Genomic DNA, 17089 nt, shown 5'->3' with positions numbered 1-17089 from the left:
AAAGCACCGGTACGTAAAGCAAAGATGAAATTGAGGACAAATATGATTAGCTTTAATGGATAATAGGCTGATTATGAAACAAAGAAAAAAAAACCTTTTAACGCTATTACTACTAATTGTTTGTGTTTGCCGCGTTTTTGCCCAACCCACCAGCGATGCGGAGGCTAAAGAAATGGCCCAAAAACTAATGCGCATGACGCCGGCGCAAATAATGAAGTTTCGCGATTCGATGATGAAGGCGGTAATGAACAAGCAGGCGAAGGTGTTGCCCAATGGCAAGCAATTACTTTTGGAGCACCATTATGATACTACTTATACTACCGTTAGGTTCAATTATACAAGGAACGAGTCGCAGCATACCACGGCAATGGGTGGTCACAGCACAATAATAGTTTACGCTAAATCGGCAAAGGCGGCTATGCTTTACGAGGCCAACGGGCATACCATTATTAGCTGTTCACTCAATCCGCCAAAGGCAAACACAGCGCCGCTGGATAAGGCCGTAAAGAGCCTGGACAAGAATTTAAAGTACATGCCTGTCAACAAACAGGTAGAGGCCGTCAACACTGCCAGGATGGCGGCTTTTGGCTCCATGACAGTAAATAATAACTCGCTTACGGGCCTGGCCAGCGAAAATGGCCTTTATTCGGCCGATGAGGCCAACACTATTATCAGTACCAAACCGCCGGTTATTAGCCTGGGTTTTAGCTTTGATTACGATCCTGTTGAAGGCTTTTCGACCATAGGAGTCGGTGGTACGTACCACCGGCATACAGACGGAAGTTATGTAGATGAATTTAAACACCTGGTGCATGGGTCGAGTGATGACGTTGTAAGTGCGGGTATGGGTGCAACAACCGACCCGGCCGTATCGCATCTGACAGGCGCGGCCACCCCTCAAAAGTCCGACCCCGACGCCGCCTACATCAAAGTAACCAAAACTGCGCGGGGCTTTAATATTAAATGGACAAAACGAACCACGTACCCCGAGGTAAATGGTGTTACCACAGAGGAATTAAACGCCGACATTGGCGAGCCGGACGAGCAATATGAGGCCGTAATAAGGCCTTTTGGCAAAACAAACTACGAGCATTGGCTGCCAAAAGGCCCTAAGGTAGATGGCAGCGACGATTCAAAAGGCGATGACAGCTCCCGGTTTTATATAAGGGTAAGGAACCGCAACGATACTTCAAAAATATATCCGGGCAACTACACTGTTAAATGGGCGCTGCACCAACGAACGAATTATAGGGGCTTTAACAGCAATTATCCCCTGCAGGAACAAGGGCCCAATAAGGATCCCGACATGAAATTTTCAGACTCGGTGAAGATGGATAATCAAATATTTGACAGCCCATTTGTAACCGATAGTGTTGCAACAACGCAAAACGGCAAGGGTAACATTGGCATAGTGCGAATAATGTGCATGGATTACGGCGCCTGGGGCAAGCTTTACGCTACTGTAACGCTTGATGACGGAACCGAACTGCAGGCGGCGCCCTATTATGATAGTGGAAAGGTTTATATTACTATCCCGTTTGATAAGGATGATAATAAAATTGCAGATGCTTGGGAGAGGAAAGTGCATATTTTAAATAAAGGCTATGATATTAATTGGGATGAGGACGTAAAACCGGATAATCACCGTACCGGGGATAATATCCCGCTGATTGATGAGTATCGTGGTTTTTTGGTTGAAGATGACAACTATAAGCCTGTTTATGCAAGGCTGTCGCCGGAGGTTAAAGAACTTTTTACGATTGGATTGGCTGATAAAAGTGCTTTTGGCGAGATGTATAAAGCCGAAATTAAAACGGGCGCAATGGGGTATAGTCGCATTACAGAAGTTAAGGTATACCATTACACAAACTCCAAATACGGAATGTTTGAAACCGGCGACAGGTATAAGTACGGGCGCTGGATAAATTTTAACAGCCCATCGGGCGTTAAAACGCATGGCGTGGCAATTTTTGCTTATGATACTCCAAACGAAAAAGGCGATCCGAATGCCTTAGGTTCAACAAAGCCAATTTTTGATGTTGACAGCAACAAAGGATATAACGGTGCGCAAACGCCTGACTATACCGACTATGTTGAGCTTTGGACATACAACCTGATAAATCTTAACGACCAAATAGCAAAAGCAAAAACGTGGTATTTACCGGCAAATACCGATAATTTTCATCTCCAGGTCGATCCGCATATATTACACGTAAATGCCCAGTACCATTTACACCTCGACCCCGCTACATTTTCGAATGTTGTTGCGGCCCATACCCCCGAAATGATCAAGCAGATTATTTCATTTACAATTGCACACGAAATTTGCCACGCAACAAATATCCGGCATCACCAGCCCGGAGTAAAGGATGGTGCGTACGAAGGAGTTTCGACTTGCCCGGTAAGGTACTGGCTGGATTTTTCGCAGGAGCAGAACCATGCAGACTGGCTAACCTTATTTTTTGCGGGCAAATGGAACCCGGCCACGCTGGTTACCCCCGATGGATATCCGATGGGTTTATGTACAACTGAAGATAATTGTTTTTACCAACTTAAATTAAAATAGTATCAAATACAGCTAACGCAAAATTCAATATTAGCAGCTATTTGGTATTTATAAATTGTATTGATATGAAAAAGCTACTAGTACTGATAATAACTATAATGGTTATTTATCCCGTTTGCAAAGTTTTTGCGCAACCCACCAGCCAGGCCGAGGCTGACGAAATGGCCCGGAAACTAATGCGCATGACACCGGCGCAAATAATGAAGTTTCGCGATTCGATGATGAAGGCGGTAATGAACAAGCAGGCACATGCGCTACCCAACGGCAGCCAGTTGCTGATACAGCATCATTATGACACCACTTATACAACGGTACATTTTATGTATACCCGAAAGGTATCAGAGTCGCTTAACGGTTCAGGGGGCTCTTCTACTTATTTATGCGTTGGGAAATCGCTCAAGGCGCCAATGATGTACGAAGCAAACGGGCATACCATAATTCAATGCGCTATGAATCCGCCGGGTGCAAATACCGACAATATTGATAATATGGTAAACAACATCAATAAAGACAAAAAATATATGACCACCGCCCAGGCAACAAAGGGCCAGGATATAGCGCGGCAAATGGCTTTTGCATCCATGAACGTCAATGATAATTCGCTTACCGGTTCAGCCAGCGAAAATAGCCTTTACAGCGGAAAGGGCGCAAATACGATTATTGTAACAAAGCCGCCGACAATCAATATGGGATTTTCGTTTACATACGACCCGGTGCAGGTAATGTCGACAGTGAGCGTTGGGGCAAACATACATATTCACACTACGGGCAGAGACGACAAAGGCAACCATTACGATTTCGATAACATTACCGGCGTGGGCATGGGCGGCGGCACCGATCCGCATTTTGCGAAAATAGTGGGAGTAGCCACCCCGCCGGCTACTAACCCCGACGAGGCTTACATACACGTTGAGAAAACAGCATACGGTTTTAAGATAAGCTATTCCAAACATCAATACCTGCGTGAGTCGAATGCAAATATTACGGAGACTCTTACAGCCGACATCGGCGGCCCGGAACAACAGTATGTGGCCGTGTTAAAGCCAATGCCCAAAAGCAAGTATGAAACCTGGCTACCCAAAGGCCCGAAAGTTGATGGCAGCGACGATACCAAAGGGGATGACAGCGCAAAATTTTATGTAGAAGTACACGACAAAAACAACCCCAATACACTCTACCCGGGGAATTTTACTGTACGTTATGCGTTAAAAAACATAACCCATTACAAAGGTTTTAATAGCAATTATCCGCTTGAGGGCGCTGATGATAAGGCTGATTTAAAAATATCAGATAGTACAAAATATTTTTGGACAAATGCCTTCGACCCAACTAAATGCACCGATAGTGTTGCAACCTCGGTAATAAATAATGGCAGCCTGGCCATTGTGCAAATAACCTGTATGGATTACGGGGCCTGGGCCAGGTTAACTGCGGAAGTTACACTCGATAATGGCGACGTGATAAACGCGAGCCCTTATTACGATAAAAACAAAACATATATCACCATTCCGTATGATAAGGATGACAACAAAATTGCCGACGCCTGGGAAGAACATGAGCATATTTTGGGCTATGGCTATGGCTTGAACTGGGACAGGGATTTAAAGCCCGACAACGGTAACCTTGGTGATAATATTGCATTAATTGATGAGTATCGCGGGTTTTTGACCGAGGATGATAGCTTCAACCCAGTTTACACCAGGCTATCGCCACAGGTTAAGGAACTTTTTACTATCGGATTGGCAGATATGACCGGTTTTGGAGCAACATATAAGGCAGCCATAAAGGCCGGTGCGCTGGGATACGGAAAGGTGACAAATGTAAAAGTGTATCATTTTAGTAATTCAAAATACGGACGTCTGGAAAATTCAATAATGAATTCAACTTACGGTCGGTGGGTAAATTTTAACAGCCCTTCAGATAAGCATTTGCACGGTATTGCCATCTATGCTGATGATCACCCGGCTGTGCGACCCGACCAGGCAAAAGCGCTTGCCACTACAGTTCCGCTTATAGGAGTTGATGCCGGGAACCAAACTACCGGCGCATTTGTGCCGGATGAGGTGAAGGAAATTCATTTGTGGACGGACTACATTGTTAATGTGCAGCCATTTAAGCCCAATGAATTTCCACCTGATCAGCCGCCGGGCCACGAAGCATTTGCGCGACGAATGGCAACCGCTATAGCTGCAACCAACGCCGAATTTCATGTGAACATAGATGTTAGCCACGCATCGCCGGTTGTTGCCCAATACTACGATGTGAATATTACCCGCCTGATAACATTTACGGTAGCGCATGAGCTTTGCCATGCCACCCATATCCACCACCACCATATAGGTGATGGAGGCACCGATGAAATGGCTTATTTTAAAGGCGTGGGCAATTGCCTGATACGGTATTGGGGCGACAGCGATTTTATGCCGAACTGTGCAACCTGGCGGCAGATGTACATTTTTGGTTTGTGGAACCCCGCATCTATGCTTTCGCCCGGCGGCCAGCCCATGGTGCTGTGTACCAGTCAGGACGATTGTTTTCACCAGATGAAGCTGACGGCGAATTAAACACCATTATGTAAAAACACCTGAATTTCTGCCAAGCTCTAATCTCCAATTAACTAATCAACTACTTCTTGACCTACATCAAGTATCAACCTCCAGTCATTAGGTACCTTTGTATATAAATTATCAAGGAGAACAAAATGCAAAAGTTAATTGAAAAAATATACAGCCGTCCTGCCCGCCCCGGTATGGTTGGCGACGGTTTCAGGGTATTTAATTATTTCCCTAATGCCGGACTTACACAAAAGCGGGTGAGCCCATTTTTGATGATGGACTTTAACGCCGAATATGATTTTGGCCCGTCTGACCATATTCGCGGGGTTGATGTGCACCCGCATAAAGGCTTTGAAACTGTTACTATTGCCTACAAAGGCAGCGTGGCACACCACGACAGCACCGGCAAGAGCGGCGTGATTAACCCCGGCGATGTGCAATGGATGACAGCCGGCGGTGGCATCTTACACAAAGAATATCACGAGGAAAGCTTTTCGAAAAAAGGTGGACCGTTTGAAATGGTGCAGCTTTGGGTAAACCTGCCCGCAAAAGATAAATTGACCGCGCCAAAATATCAACCTATAACAGCGGCCGAAATGGGCAAAGTAACACTGCCTGACAACGGCGGCATAGTAAACATTATTGCAGGTGATTTTAACGGCAAAAAGGGCCCTGCTACCACTTTTACTGCAGTTAATATGTTTGATATTAAATTAAACAAAGGTGGAAAGGTGAGTGCAGGCATCCCGGTAATCCATAACTCGGTATTATTGGTTATTGATGGTAAAGTAACCGTTAACGCCCAGCAATTGGATGAGCATGATTTTGTTTTGTTTAAAAACGAAGGCGAGGAAATTGCCATTACTGCTGATGAAACAGCAGTGGTTTTATTATTGAGCGGCGAGCCTATTAACGAGCCTATTGCCCAGTACGGCCCTTTCGTAATGAATACCCACAAGGAGTTGCAGGTAGCATTCCAGGAGTTTCAGTCGGGCAAATTTGGGGTGCTGGAATAATATAATCTTAAGTTTTCATAAACAGGAAAAGCGGCTTAGTGGCCGCTTTTCCTGTTTTATACTTGTTGTTTTTAGTTCGATGCCGAGCCCCAGCCATCACTCCAGCCGCCGTTAAGGCCCTGGCTTTGCGAATCTTTTATCAGCTTTTGATATTTAATAACCTGCTCCGGAGTTAATACGCTTTTTATTTTTTTGATGGTGGCAGCACGCAATGGCCTTACATCAGCCAGCATTTTGTTGGTATTACCTTTTTCCTTTACTTTAATTTTATCAAATTTCTCAACCGACTCCTTGTAAATATCGGTAACCTTTTCAGTTTGCCTGGCCGATAGGTTCAGCTCTTTTTGTAAGCCTTTAGCCTTTTCTACCGGATCGGTTACCACTTTTTTGGGTTGGGCGATAACTGCAGTTGTCATGCCGATAAACAAGCCGCATATTAAAATGATTTTTTTCATCGATAAAATTTAATGGTCTTTATTATTAATAAAGATAAATATATTTTGTTCAGTATATTAAAATATATTTACGGTATCGACTATTAATACCTGATACCTCCCTCGGTTATGAAAAAAATATCGTTCCTGTTACTTGCATTTTTTAGTGCAATCGCATCGTTCGCCCAATCAAAATCCGACAGCTTATTACAAGCCGGCAATGTGTTTTACAAAAAGCATGATTATATGAAAACCGCCGAAATATGGACAAAAGCCGCGGAAGCCGCTGATAATAAAATTAGCAAAAGCACTATTTATTTTTATGCCGCCAGTGCTTATGCCGGTGGCAAGGATAGCATTAGCAGTTTTAAATTATTGGAGTTGGGCATCGGTAAATACGGGTTTAATGATATACCCATGCTAAAGGCCGATGACGATTTCGACTTTATGAAAGGCAGTGCACATTGGAAGAAGGTTATCGGTAGTATGAAGCCGGCCTACTCAACCAATCCGCGGAAAGCAAAAATTATCGATAGCGATGTAAAAAACTTTTGGGCAGCATTTGACAAAGTTGCTGCTGATACCGCTTATGCTGAAAGCATCTATAAAAAATATTATTTTGATAAAGGCACTACAGCATTGCTTGATTACTATGTAAACAAGATGGGGCACAACCTGTATTCGTTTACGCGGGATCACAACGGGATGAAAAAGTTTTACACCAGTATCCGTCCCAATACTTTTAAAGCTGCAACTTACAAGCAGGATTATATTAATAGCTATGTGGCGTTTAAAAAACTATACCCTGATGCCATTTTCCCTGATATTTATTTTGTGATAGGGAAGTTGAATTCGGCCGGGACTTCTACAGGTAACGGCCTTATTCTTGCAGCCGATCAATCGGCAAAAACCAGCGCTACCGATTTGTCTGAAATAAAAAGCTGGCAGTTGCATTACCTGAATCCGCTGAAAGGCCTGGTTCATATTGTGGCCCACGAACTGATCCACTACCAGCAAAACAGCATGGCGTCTGACACTACACTGCTGCGCGAGGCTATAATTGAAGGAATGGCCGACTTTATGGGCGAACTGATTTCGGGCAAACAAACCAACGACAGGTTGGTGGAATTTGCAAAAGGCAAGGAAAAGACAATTTGGACCGATTTTGCAAAGGAGATGTATCTTGACCGCAAACAGAACTGGATAGGCAACGGTGACGATGACCGCCCCGACCACCCCGCCGACTTGGGTTATTGGGTTGGTTACCGAATTTGCAAAGCCTATTACAGCCACGCAAAAAATAAAAAACAAGCCGTTTATAATATGCTGCACATACAGGATTATAAAAAGTTTTTGGCGGATAGTAAGTTTGAGGCGGAGGTGAATGCCCTTTAACCGGCGAAGAATTCTTAAAAAGCCCGTGGATGGAATCTCACATCCCCGGGCTTTTTATCTACTCACCCCTACTTTTTCACCAATAACAATTGCCCGTTATGCGAGCTTAAATGGTTGGTGCGGCTTATCAATAAATTCAATTTGTTTCTTTCGGGCTGGGTTGCAAATTCTTCCGCTGTAACATACGTATGCCTGGAAAGCCAATCTTCAACCGTCATTTTGTTGAATTTTTCATTGAGGAATTGGTGCAGCTTATCCCAGCTCTCCTTTAACCATCCGGTTTCAGGATAAACAGCGTTAGGCTGCTGGGCGTCGATGAAAAGATGATCAAGGTCGGCATGCGAGCGTTTGCCCAGTTCCAGGGCTTCCACCATCCTGTCGTGCACAGCCAATAAATGGCCTATTACATACACAACTTTATTGCGGCCGGGAGCAATCTCCTCGTCCATTGCCCAATCGCTTAGCGAATCAAATAATTTGGTGGCCTGCGCAATGCGCTGTTCCCAGGCCGCAAGGCATTGGGTGATAATCAATTTTTCAGACATGTGTTTTATAATTCAGATTAATATTCCGTTGATATCAGTCATTAGCACTTCGCTCATGTAATCGAGAAAAGGCCGCGTATTTTTAAAAGCCTGGTTTATCAAATCGATAAAATTATCGCTCAAAACTTCTTTGTCGGTAAACCGGCGCATTACCAGGTATTGTTTAAAGCGCAGCAAGTCGACGGCCTCGTGCGAGCCGTCATAACCCTTAGGTTGTGTTTTTAATTGTTCACCCTGCAGAGCACCAAAAGTGTTTACAAAAGTTTCGTTACTAAGAATGGCCCGCAATGGTGCCGGATCAAATCCAATATCATCACGCACTAATTTGATATCCTGCGTGTTTGGTCCCCAAAAACCGGCCATTACAAAGCTTTTATCGCCGGGTTCAAAATGGTAATAATATCCCCCGCGTCTTTGCTTGCCCGCCCGTTTAAAACGCCCGCCCCAATAAGTGCTGAAAGGGGTTTTATCCTTAGAGAAACGAACATCGCGGTAAATGCGGTACATGCTTTTTGCCCCGCCGGCAGTTTCAATAACATCGTGCAGGTTTAGCTCGTGCAGCATGCGGTCGGCAAAAGCAGCTACCCGGGCCTGCTCTTCTAGATATGTAGGTTTATTAGCCGCAAACCAATTGCGGTCGTTATTTGCTTTTAATTCGTTAATAAATTTAAAGGCCGATGCCGGAAATTTTACTTTAGCCATTTTTTAGTCCTTCATAAAGCAGGGGTGGTTACCTAAATCCCCGGCTTTCATTGGTTGGTTGTGTTTTTCAAATCTAACGGCTGTCAATGTAATCGAAGCTTGTTTAGTAAATCATTACACAAGTATTACTTATATCGAAAATGTGCCGAAAAACCACTTTTTTCATTCCAAATGAGTGATGAAGCACATACAGAGCACGGTTTGTCATTACTTTAAGTTATCGAGTATTCCACTTTATGATATAAAATACATTAGAATGCTACCGATACTTGCATCAATAAATAATTTATAGTTATGCAAGTACTACAACCGGCTGCAAACTCCCGGTCTCTAATTAACATCAACGCTTATACAAAAAAGGCGATATTTATTATCTGCGTGTCTTTTTGCCTCACGCCCTTTGCCAGCCCGGCATTAGCCCTTCTGGCCGGTCTGGTAATAGCGCAATTAATTGGGCATCCATACCTGCACCTTAATCATAAAGCTACTCATATACTGCTCCAGGTATCGGTTGTTGGCCTGGGCTTTGGCATGAACGTTCACAGCGCTCTGCAGGCAGGTAAACAGGGTATTTTATTTACTGTAGCCTCAATAGCAGCCACTTTGGTATTTGGTTACTTTATGGGCAAATGGCTAAACATCGATAAGAAAACCTCGTTCCTTATTTCGTCTGGGACAGCTATTTGCGGCGGCAGCGCTATTGCGGCCATTTCACCTGTAATAAAGGCCGAAGAAAAACAAATATCGGTTACCTTAGGCTGTGTGTTTGTACTTAATTCTATCGCGCTGTTCGCGTTCCCTGTTATCGGGCATTACTTTAACCTGTCGCAAACACAGTTCGGTCTCTGGTGCGCCATTGCCATACACGATACCAGTTCGGTTGTTGGTGCGGCAGGCAAGTATGGCGCCCATGCGCTGGAAGTTGCCACCACCGTTAAACTGGCCCGGGCGCTATGGATAATCCCTGTAACTTTTATCGCAGCTGGGCTGTTCAAAAATCAGTCTAAAAAAATAAAAATCCCCTACTTTATAGGGCTGTATATTTTGGCGATGATAGCCAATACTTACCTCCCGAAAATCTCGGCTGTAAGCCCTTATTTTATTGCGATTGCAAAAGCGGGCTTAACGCTGACATTGTTTTTAATTGGCGCAGGCTTATCACGAACTGTATTAGGGGCTGTGGGCTTTAAACCTTTTTTGCAAGGAGTAGTATTATGGATTGCTATTTCGGCTACGGCTTTGTATGCAGTTATGCACCTGGCGTAAAAAAGCAATTAAAGCTTATTTCACAATCTGCACCGGGAAATCGCTCCCAAAACCATAGCTGGCCGGATACTGCGGCGTGCCATTATATTTCTTCATTAAATCGGGAACCTGAATTTGTAAATAGGTTTTGAGGCCATTTACCGTAACCATCTTGTTGCTGGTGGCCTCGCCCTTCATGGCTTTTAACAGTACATACGTAAACGCCCCATGCCCCAATTGCGAAAACTCGTTGGCAAACTGTTGGCTACCACTGGCTGCTATCCAATGCGTACCCGTACTGCGGGCAACCAACGCCAGGCTTTTCAGCTTGCCGGCATCGTTGCTCATTAGCGAGGCAAATGCGCCGGCGCTTTGGCAGGCGTCCAGAATAAATACCTGTTTCTGTGCGGTTATATCGATGGCATATTGCTGCAATAATTTGGATGGGATGCCATGCTCCGCCAATGCTTCATCTACATTTTTTAAGTCCGCAACATCGGTCGGTACCAGGTAAAACTCTTTATTTTTATCGCTGATAACTCCGTGGCCAGCGTAGTAAAATATTAATACATCCTGTGGTTTGGCGTTTTGCTGCACCGTTTTAAATGCCTGTAAAATACCGGCTTTGTCCGCCTTGTCATCAGTAATAAAATAAGTTTTAATATTGGCCGTAAACGTGGCTGCATCGCGTTCGGCCTCTTCTTTAAATGCTGTTGCATCGGCCAGGGCGTAGTTGAGGCTCATTTTTGGGTTTTTATATTGATTGATGCCAACCACAATTAAATGCACAGTGGCGTCCTTATCAATCCCGGCAATAAAAGTGTTTAAATTATTTGCCGCAGGACTGGCTGGTATGTTGGCCTGCGTTGTGCCGTTGTCGTAACGTACGGATATCTCGTCTGGCGCGCTCTCTGTGCGCTGGCTGTTAAGCGCAACTGCGCGGATATTGTTTACCCCCGGCAATAAGTTTAACGTATATTTTTTGCTATCGGTGCCAGTGGAATTATCAGTAACAAACAATCCGCGGGTGGCAAGGTTTACAATTTTACCATTATGAAACAGGCGTATCTCATCAACTTTATCATTTTCTGCAGATGCATTTACGGTAATCTCGGCAATGCCGGTGGTATTGTTATAGGTTGGCACTTTATCATCAACCACGTTTAAATTGCGGTAAACCTGTTTGTAGCTAATCTTTACTTTCGGCACCGCTTTGATATTTACATCCACGGGAGCAAATTTTTCGCCGGCAACTATACGGGCAAACAGGTTAGGCGTATAAAACTTTTCGAAATAAGCGCCGGGGTCAACAAACTCGTTGCCGCGCACAAAGTAAAATTTTTTGAGGCTCTCCATATTGCCGTCGTACAAGCCGTCGGGGGTAACAGCTATCCAATCGTTAAGGCCTTTAAAATGGGCAAGGTCGACCACGTGTTTAGCCGTTAATCCGTCGTATACCTGTACCATGTTGGTTATCTCGCTCATTAAGGCTACCAGGTAATTGTTCCCTAAAAACGATATTTCATCGGCGCCCAAAATGTCCCCGGCGCGGCTAACTTCTTTCCCGGTGGCAAATTCATAAACAATCAGCATATTATTTTTGCTCATGTAGTAGTCGCCACGGTTACGATACGATACTGTGACGTATTTTTCATCGGGCGAAATGGCAAATTTGTTTACCCTCATGCTGTTAATTTCAAGCAGCGGTATTTTTGCAAGCTGCCGGCCGGTGCTTACCGAGGTGGTTATTAAGCTTGGCGATTGCGGCCCCTGGTCGTGTAAAACATCTACGCTATACAGCTTATTGCCGGCGCTGTTAAAAATTGGGTAGTCGCCAACCTGCACCTCTGCAGTTAGCTCCGTATTTGTTCGATAGTTATAAATGTTAACCCGCGCATCAGGGTAGTGCTGGTAAACAACTGTTTGGTTATCAGGCGATGCAAAATATCTTGGATAGGTTAGGCTGATAGTTTTAATTACGGCCCCGCTGCTTAAATTAATTATATTGCCGGCGCCGGCTTTTTCTATAAAGCCTATGGTGCCATCTGGCGATATGCTTTTTACGCCCTTATCAGAGGTAGTCAACACGCGGCCCGTGTTAATATTAACAATCGTTTGCCGCGAAAAATTGCCTGACAGGTAATAATCGCCCTGGTCGCCAAAGGCCGAACTATAGCGGTTTGCGCCTTCTTTGGTGGCAAAAGGAACTGTTTTTTCAAACTTGTAGCTGCCGAGATTCCAAAAGCGTGCTTCGTTTGCTGCGGTAGTAAAAATAAGCTGATTTGTTTTGGTGTTTACAGTCATCAGCTGTAGTCGCGCAGTTTCATTTTTAAAATCCCGTAGCTTTTCAAAACTATCCATCGCATATAGGTGCCCATTACTGCTTTCGCGGTCGAAAAACACGAAGTATTGTTCGCTGGCAGCTACCACAACATTGTAGTCCATTTCAAAAAAGTAATGCAGTTCCTGGTTAGTTGCCCTGTCAATCACCCGGCGGGGCGACATCAATACATATTTGCCATTGTTCGAAAAGCTAACAGCATCTACAGTTATGGTTTTTTCCTCTAGCACCGTTACCACACGGGTATCAAGGTTTACTTTGTAAAGTTTGGTTTTGCCGTTAACATAAAGCTCGTTATTGTCTGGCGCAAGGCCAATTTGGTCGGGCTGGGCGTCGGGTTGTTCAAATTGCAGGGCAGCACTATTGTCTATATTATAAGCCATTAGCTTACCGCCTTCTACAATCGCAATATATTTTTTGTTGAATTTGATATTGTTGATGTTAAACGAGCCTTCCGGGTCAGGCGCTTTCCAATTAATGGTTTTCAAAAGTGTTCCGTCTGCGGTATTGCGTATCATAATAGTTCCGGCGCTAACTACGGCAGCCATGGTTCCGTCGGCGGATATAATGATGCCTATTTTATAGTCGCCTTTCATTTTGGCCCTCAAAAACTCATATTCCATTTTCCCGTTAAGCATGTCCCAGTATTCCCATCCGCTTTCCATGCGTACGGTAAGGTGCCGTTTATCTGCCATAAACTTTAGCTGGCCCTGCACATCGTCGGTTAGCTGCAATGTTTTTAATTGCATGCCGTTGGCTATACTCCAAATTTTCACCGATTTATCCGATGCACCGGTGGCGATATATTTATCGTCGGGCGATATGGCTGCCGCCTGCACATACCCGGTGTGGGCAATGGGGATACGCAGCTCCAGCTTTTGGGCAACGCAATCAGTAAAAATAACCGCCAGAAAAAAAGTAAATATTAGTTTCATCTTGTTTGATATTTATTGCATTACCTCTACCGGAAAATCGTTGCCCAAACCATAACTCGAAGGGTATTGCGGCGTGCCGTTATATTTCTTCATTAAATCGGGAACCTGCACCTGCAGGTAATTTTTCAAACCGTTTATGGTCACCATGTTATTGCTGGCCGCTTCGCCCTTCATGGCTTTTAGCAACACATAGGTAAATGCGCCGTGACCAAGCTGGGCAAACTCGTTGGCAAACTGCTGGCTGCCGCTGGCGGCTATCCAATGCGTGCCCGTGCTTCGCGCTACAACGGCAAAGCTTTTCTGGCGGTTGGCATCATTGGTCATCAGCGTGGCGAAGGCCCCGGCGCTTTGGCAGGCATCTAGTATAAATACCTGTTTTTGGGCGGCTATGTTAATAGCATATTGCTGCAGCATTTTTGAAGGTATGCCGTGCAGTTCAAGCGCCTCGTCAACATTTTTTAGATCGGTAACATCATTCGGTACCAGGTAAAACTCCTTATTTTTTTCGCTGATAACCCCGTGTCCGGCATAGTAAAACACGAATACATCCTGCGGTTTGGCATTTTTTTGCACTTCGGTAAGGGCGGCCAAAATGCCGCTTTTATCCGCTTTATCATCAGTAACAAAATATGTTTTTACGTTGGTTATCATCGTATGTGCATCGCGCTCGGCTTCATCCTTAAATGCGGTCGCGTCGGCTAATGCATAATTGAGGCTCATTTTGGGGTTTTTATAGGCGTTTATGCCAACCACCACCAGGTGCAGCGTTGCATTTTTATCGATAGCAGCAATTATGCCGCCAGCGTTTGTACTAACCGGGGCCGGGGCGACTGCTGCATTGCCCCCTTTATAAATTACAGCCAATTCATCGGGCGCGCTTTCTGTGCGCTGCGTGTTTAGCGCCAAAGCACGGACGTTGTTCTGGCCGGGCAGCAGGTTGATGGTGTATTTTTTTGTAACTGTGCTTGCCTTGCTGTCATTTGTTACTATCAGATTCCGGGAGGTAAGCGTTACAATTTTACCATTGTGAAAAACCCTAATTTCATCAATGGCATCGTCGGGCGATGTTGCTGTAACACTAATTTCCGCTACACCGGTTGTGTTATTAAAGGTGGGGATATCATTGCTTACAACAAGGTTGCGCTGCCCGGCCTCGTAGGTCATTTTTACTGTTGGCACCCTTTTAAGGTTATTAATGTCAACCGGCAGCGGCGCAAACCGCTCACCATTAAGAACCCTGTTGATAAGCAAGGGGGTAAAAAATTGCTCGTACAGTCCCTCGAGTGGTATAATTTCCTTCCCCTGGGTGTAATACATTTTCTTCAGCATAGTGGGTGTAGCATCAAATCTGCCATCGGGGGTAAAAGCCGCCCATTCTTCATTGTCATCAAACAATACCAGTTTCAGCAGCTCTTTTTGGTTTTTCCAATCCCATATCCTTATGGTATTATCAGCCGAAGAAGATATAAGGTATTTTTCGTTACTCATAAATGCGCTATAGCTCACATTATTGGGGTGACCGGTCAGTTCGCCGGTTTTAGTAAAAGTAGCCAGGTCCCAAATTTCAATTTTGCTGCCAACGTTTAGCAAGGCATATTTCAGGTCGCTGGTAACCACCGCGTTGCTTATCTGCTTGCCGTCACCAAAAACTTTTAGTTTAATAGGCGCACCGTCACTTACATTTAGCCACATTGCCTTATTCTGGTAATGGTCAATACAAAAAACCACCGCGTTATCCCTGCTGAAGTTGAAGGAGTAATCCCCCCCTTGTCGCTCCCAAAGCTTTGCACCTGTCGTAACATTAAAACAGGCCATATAACCAATGGGCTCACCCTTCCTGATACTAAAAGCGATAAACGTTTTGTTATCCGGCGAAAATGCACCGGTACCTGTTTTTCCCTGAAACAAATAATCATCCCCGGTGGGAATTTTTTTAAGCACCTTTTTGCTTTTTATATCAATTATTCTAACCTCTGCGCCTCCAATGGTGGCCAGCAACGTTCCATCGTTCGAAAAAACAATTTCCTGGGGGCTGGATGTTTGCGGAGTGTCAATTGCGTCATATTTTTCGCCAGGGGCTTCCGTGTTATAAAGATTAACAGAATTTACAGTTGCATTTACCCCCGTTTTTCCATCGGGGGAAATACCGATGAGATCAGGTATAGTCATGAAGGGCCCGGGCTTATTAAACGACAAGTTATGAGCCCTAAAGCCGTTGCGGGTTATGCTCAGCTGCTTAAAAGTTTTATAAATGCCGCCAAGTAATATGGTACTGGCCAATGCGCTTGATTTTAATGATCCAACATACATCAGCGCATCGCCAAAATTATCACCGGCTAAATTATTGTTTGTATTAATGGGGTACAGCTTAACTCCACCCTCGGCAAATGACTGTGTTCCAATAATAAAAACTCCAGGCTTCGGCGTAAAACACATACTGCGAGCTTTGCCAACAGGCACGGGGTATAAATTTGGCACCGTGTGATTTATATAATCAAAAACCGCAAAATCTTCGCCAGATGCTAACAAACACTGCCCGGATTTTTTGTCAAACTGTATTGTTTGAAAGTTATATTCATAAGTAAAAGTGCCCTGAAACGTAATGTTTGTTTCCCAGCTTACTTGTTTTGTATCTGCATTAATTAGGCGTATGGTATAATTACGACTATATTTTTCCAATTCCTTTATGCCCATCATTTCACCATTGGGAAGGAAACACAACATCTTTACATCAGTGTTAAATTTCTCTAATTCATTACCGGCGGTATCAATCAGCGCCGATTCTTGACGACCGTTAAAACAGAGCAGTTTGTTCTGTTGTTTATTTAATGATATCCTGTAAATGGCAAAATAATAATTATCAGCAGACGACTGTGTATACAGCTTTTTAACCGAAAAATCCTGCAGGTCCATGCTAATGATAGTTGCCTTGTAATTTTCCGGCCGGGTTGATATGTACAGTGTCCGGTCGTTAGCCGCCAGTGCTGCGGATACAAAACCTTTCAATGCAACTTGTTTGGTTATTTTGAATTTGCCGAAATCAAAGATCATTAATACATCCCTGCCTAATGCTATCAATTCGGTGCCGTTGCTTTTAAAAATAAACTGGTTAAACATATAAGGCCCCCCGGCCGCTGTTTTATCCGGGAAATTATAAAGCAGTTTGCCCGAGGCCATCTCCCAAATCTTAGTGGTATTATCGTCGGACGAAGAAATAAGGTATTTATTATCCGGCGATACAATTGTTGAAGCGATGTGGGCAGTGTGCCCGGCGGGTAAAGTAAGCACGGGGCCTTGCGAAAAGCCTTTCAATCCTAAAAAACAAAATATCAGCAAAAATATTTTTTTCATGGCC

10 protein-coding genes are annotated in these 17089 nt (G+C 44.3%); 5 read left to right on the top strand and 5 right to left on the bottom strand.

Features of this window, described 5'->3' with window-relative positions; all coding sequences use genetic code 11:
* The first annotated feature begins 73 nt into the window (after nucleotides 1-73).
* From NAF19_RS04160 to NAF19_RS04150, 3 genes are all read left to right on the top strand, one after another.
* A complete protein-coding gene (locus NAF19_RS04160; protein WP_252788545.1) occupies nucleotides 74-2566 on the top strand; it encodes a hypothetical protein in 2493 nt (830 codons plus the stop codon).
* Nucleotides 2567-2631: 65 nt separating this feature from the next.
* A complete protein-coding gene (locus NAF19_RS04155) occupies nucleotides 2632-5130 on the top strand; it encodes a hypothetical protein (RefSeq protein ID WP_252788544.1) in 2499 nt (832 codons plus the stop codon).
* Between the two features lie 137 nt (nucleotides 5131-5267).
* Nucleotides 5268-6137 carry a pirin family protein gene (locus tag NAF19_RS04150; protein WP_252788543.1) on the top strand — a complete coding sequence of 290 codons (870 nt, stop codon included), beginning with the start codon at nucleotides 5268-5270 and terminating at the stop codon, nucleotides 6135-6137.
* Nucleotides 6138-6208: 71 nt separating this feature from the next.
* On the opposite strand, the gene NAF19_RS04145 is transcribed toward NAF19_RS04150, so the two are convergent.
* Nucleotides 6209-6592 (bottom strand): hypothetical protein, encoded by a 384-nt coding sequence (locus NAF19_RS04145; protein WP_252788542.1) that lies wholly within the window; start codon nucleotides 6590-6592, stop codon nucleotides 6209-6211.
* Between the two features lie 108 nt (nucleotides 6593-6700).
* Between NAF19_RS04145 and NAF19_RS04140 the strand changes: the two genes are divergently transcribed.
* Nucleotides 6701-7966, top strand: a complete 1266-nt coding sequence (locus NAF19_RS04140) for a gliding motility protein GldB-related protein (RefSeq protein WP_252788541.1) — start codon at nucleotides 6701-6703, stop codon at nucleotides 7964-7966.
* Nucleotides 7967-8034: 68 nt separating this feature from the next.
* Here NAF19_RS04140 and NAF19_RS04135 read toward each other — a convergent pair whose 3' ends face one another.
* Nucleotides 8035-8511 (bottom strand): DinB family protein, encoded by a 477-nt coding sequence (locus NAF19_RS04135; protein ID WP_252788540.1) that lies wholly within the window; start codon nucleotides 8509-8511, stop codon nucleotides 8035-8037.
* A gap of 12 nt (nucleotides 8512-8523) precedes the next feature.
* Complete coding sequence (locus NAF19_RS04130; protein WP_252788539.1) at nucleotides 8524-9213, bottom strand: DUF2461 domain-containing protein; 690 nt, start codon at nucleotides 9211-9213, stop codon at nucleotides 8524-8526.
* Nucleotides 9214-9507: 294 nt separating this feature from the next.
* Between NAF19_RS04130 and NAF19_RS04125 the strand changes: the two genes are divergently transcribed.
* Entirely contained in the window at nucleotides 9508-10479 is a 972-nt protein-coding gene (locus tag NAF19_RS04125) for a YeiH family protein (RefSeq protein WP_252788538.1), read from the top strand.
* A 15-nt stretch (nucleotides 10480-10494) separates the two neighbouring features.
* Here the strand turns inward: NAF19_RS04125 and NAF19_RS04120 are convergent, their stop codons facing one another.
* Both NAF19_RS04120 and NAF19_RS04115 read right to left on the bottom strand, forming a co-directional pair.
* Nucleotides 10495-13734, bottom strand: coding sequence for a caspase family protein (locus tag NAF19_RS04120; RefSeq protein ID WP_252788537.1), 3240 nt, complete (start codon nucleotides 13732-13734; stop codon nucleotides 10495-10497).
* Nucleotides 13735-13746: 12 nt separating this feature from the next.
* The gene (locus NAF19_RS04115) at nucleotides 13747-17085 is read right to left on the bottom strand and encodes a caspase family protein (protein WP_252788536.1); all 3339 of its coding nucleotides are present in this window, start codon (nucleotides 17083-17085) and stop codon (nucleotides 13747-13749) included.
* Nucleotides 17086-17089: the final 4 nt, after the last annotated feature.

Origin of the sequence: Mucilaginibacter flavidus (assembly GCF_024055575.1) — a bacterium.
Taxonomy (GTDB): domain Bacteria; phylum Bacteroidota; class Bacteroidia; order Sphingobacteriales; family Sphingobacteriaceae; genus Mucilaginibacter; species Mucilaginibacter flavidus.
Note: the sequence above shows the minus strand (reverse complement) of the source record. Positions and strands in the feature narration are given on the sequence as shown.

Bases quoted from the DNA above. Each gene is read 5' to 3' on its own strand.
- NAF19_RS04160 (WP_252788545.1), top strand. From the start codon at position 74: ATGAAACAAAGAAAAAAAAACCTTTTAACGCTATTACTACTAATTGTT.
- NAF19_RS04155 (WP_252788544.1), top strand. From the start codon at position 2,632: ATGAAAAAGCTACTAGTACTGATAATAACTATAATGGTTATTTATCCC.
- NAF19_RS04150 (WP_252788543.1), top strand. From the start codon at position 5,268: ATGCAAAAGTTAATTGAAAAAATATACAGCCGTCCTGCCCGCCCCGGT.
- NAF19_RS04145 (WP_252788542.1), bottom strand. From the start codon at position 6,592: ATGAAAAAAATCATTTTAATATGCGGCTTGTTTATCGGCATGACAACT.
- NAF19_RS04140 (WP_252788541.1), top strand. From the start codon at position 6,701: ATGAAAAAAATATCGTTCCTGTTACTTGCATTTTTTAGTGCAATCGCA.
- NAF19_RS04135 (WP_252788540.1), bottom strand. From the start codon at position 8,511: ATGTCTGAAAAATTGATTATCACCCAATGCCTTGCGGCCTGGGAACAG.
- NAF19_RS04130 (WP_252788539.1), bottom strand. From the start codon at position 9,213: ATGGCTAAAGTAAAATTTCCGGCATCGGCCTTTAAATTTATTAACGAA.
- NAF19_RS04125 (WP_252788538.1), top strand. From the start codon at position 9,508: ATGCAAGTACTACAACCGGCTGCAAACTCCCGGTCTCTAATTAACATC.
- NAF19_RS04120 (WP_252788537.1), bottom strand. From the start codon at position 13,734: ATGAAACTAATATTTACTTTTTTTCTGGCGGTTATTTTTACTGATTGC.
- NAF19_RS04115 (WP_252788536.1), bottom strand. From the start codon at position 17,085: ATGAAAAAAATATTTTTGCTGATATTTTGTTTTTTAGGATTGAAAGGC.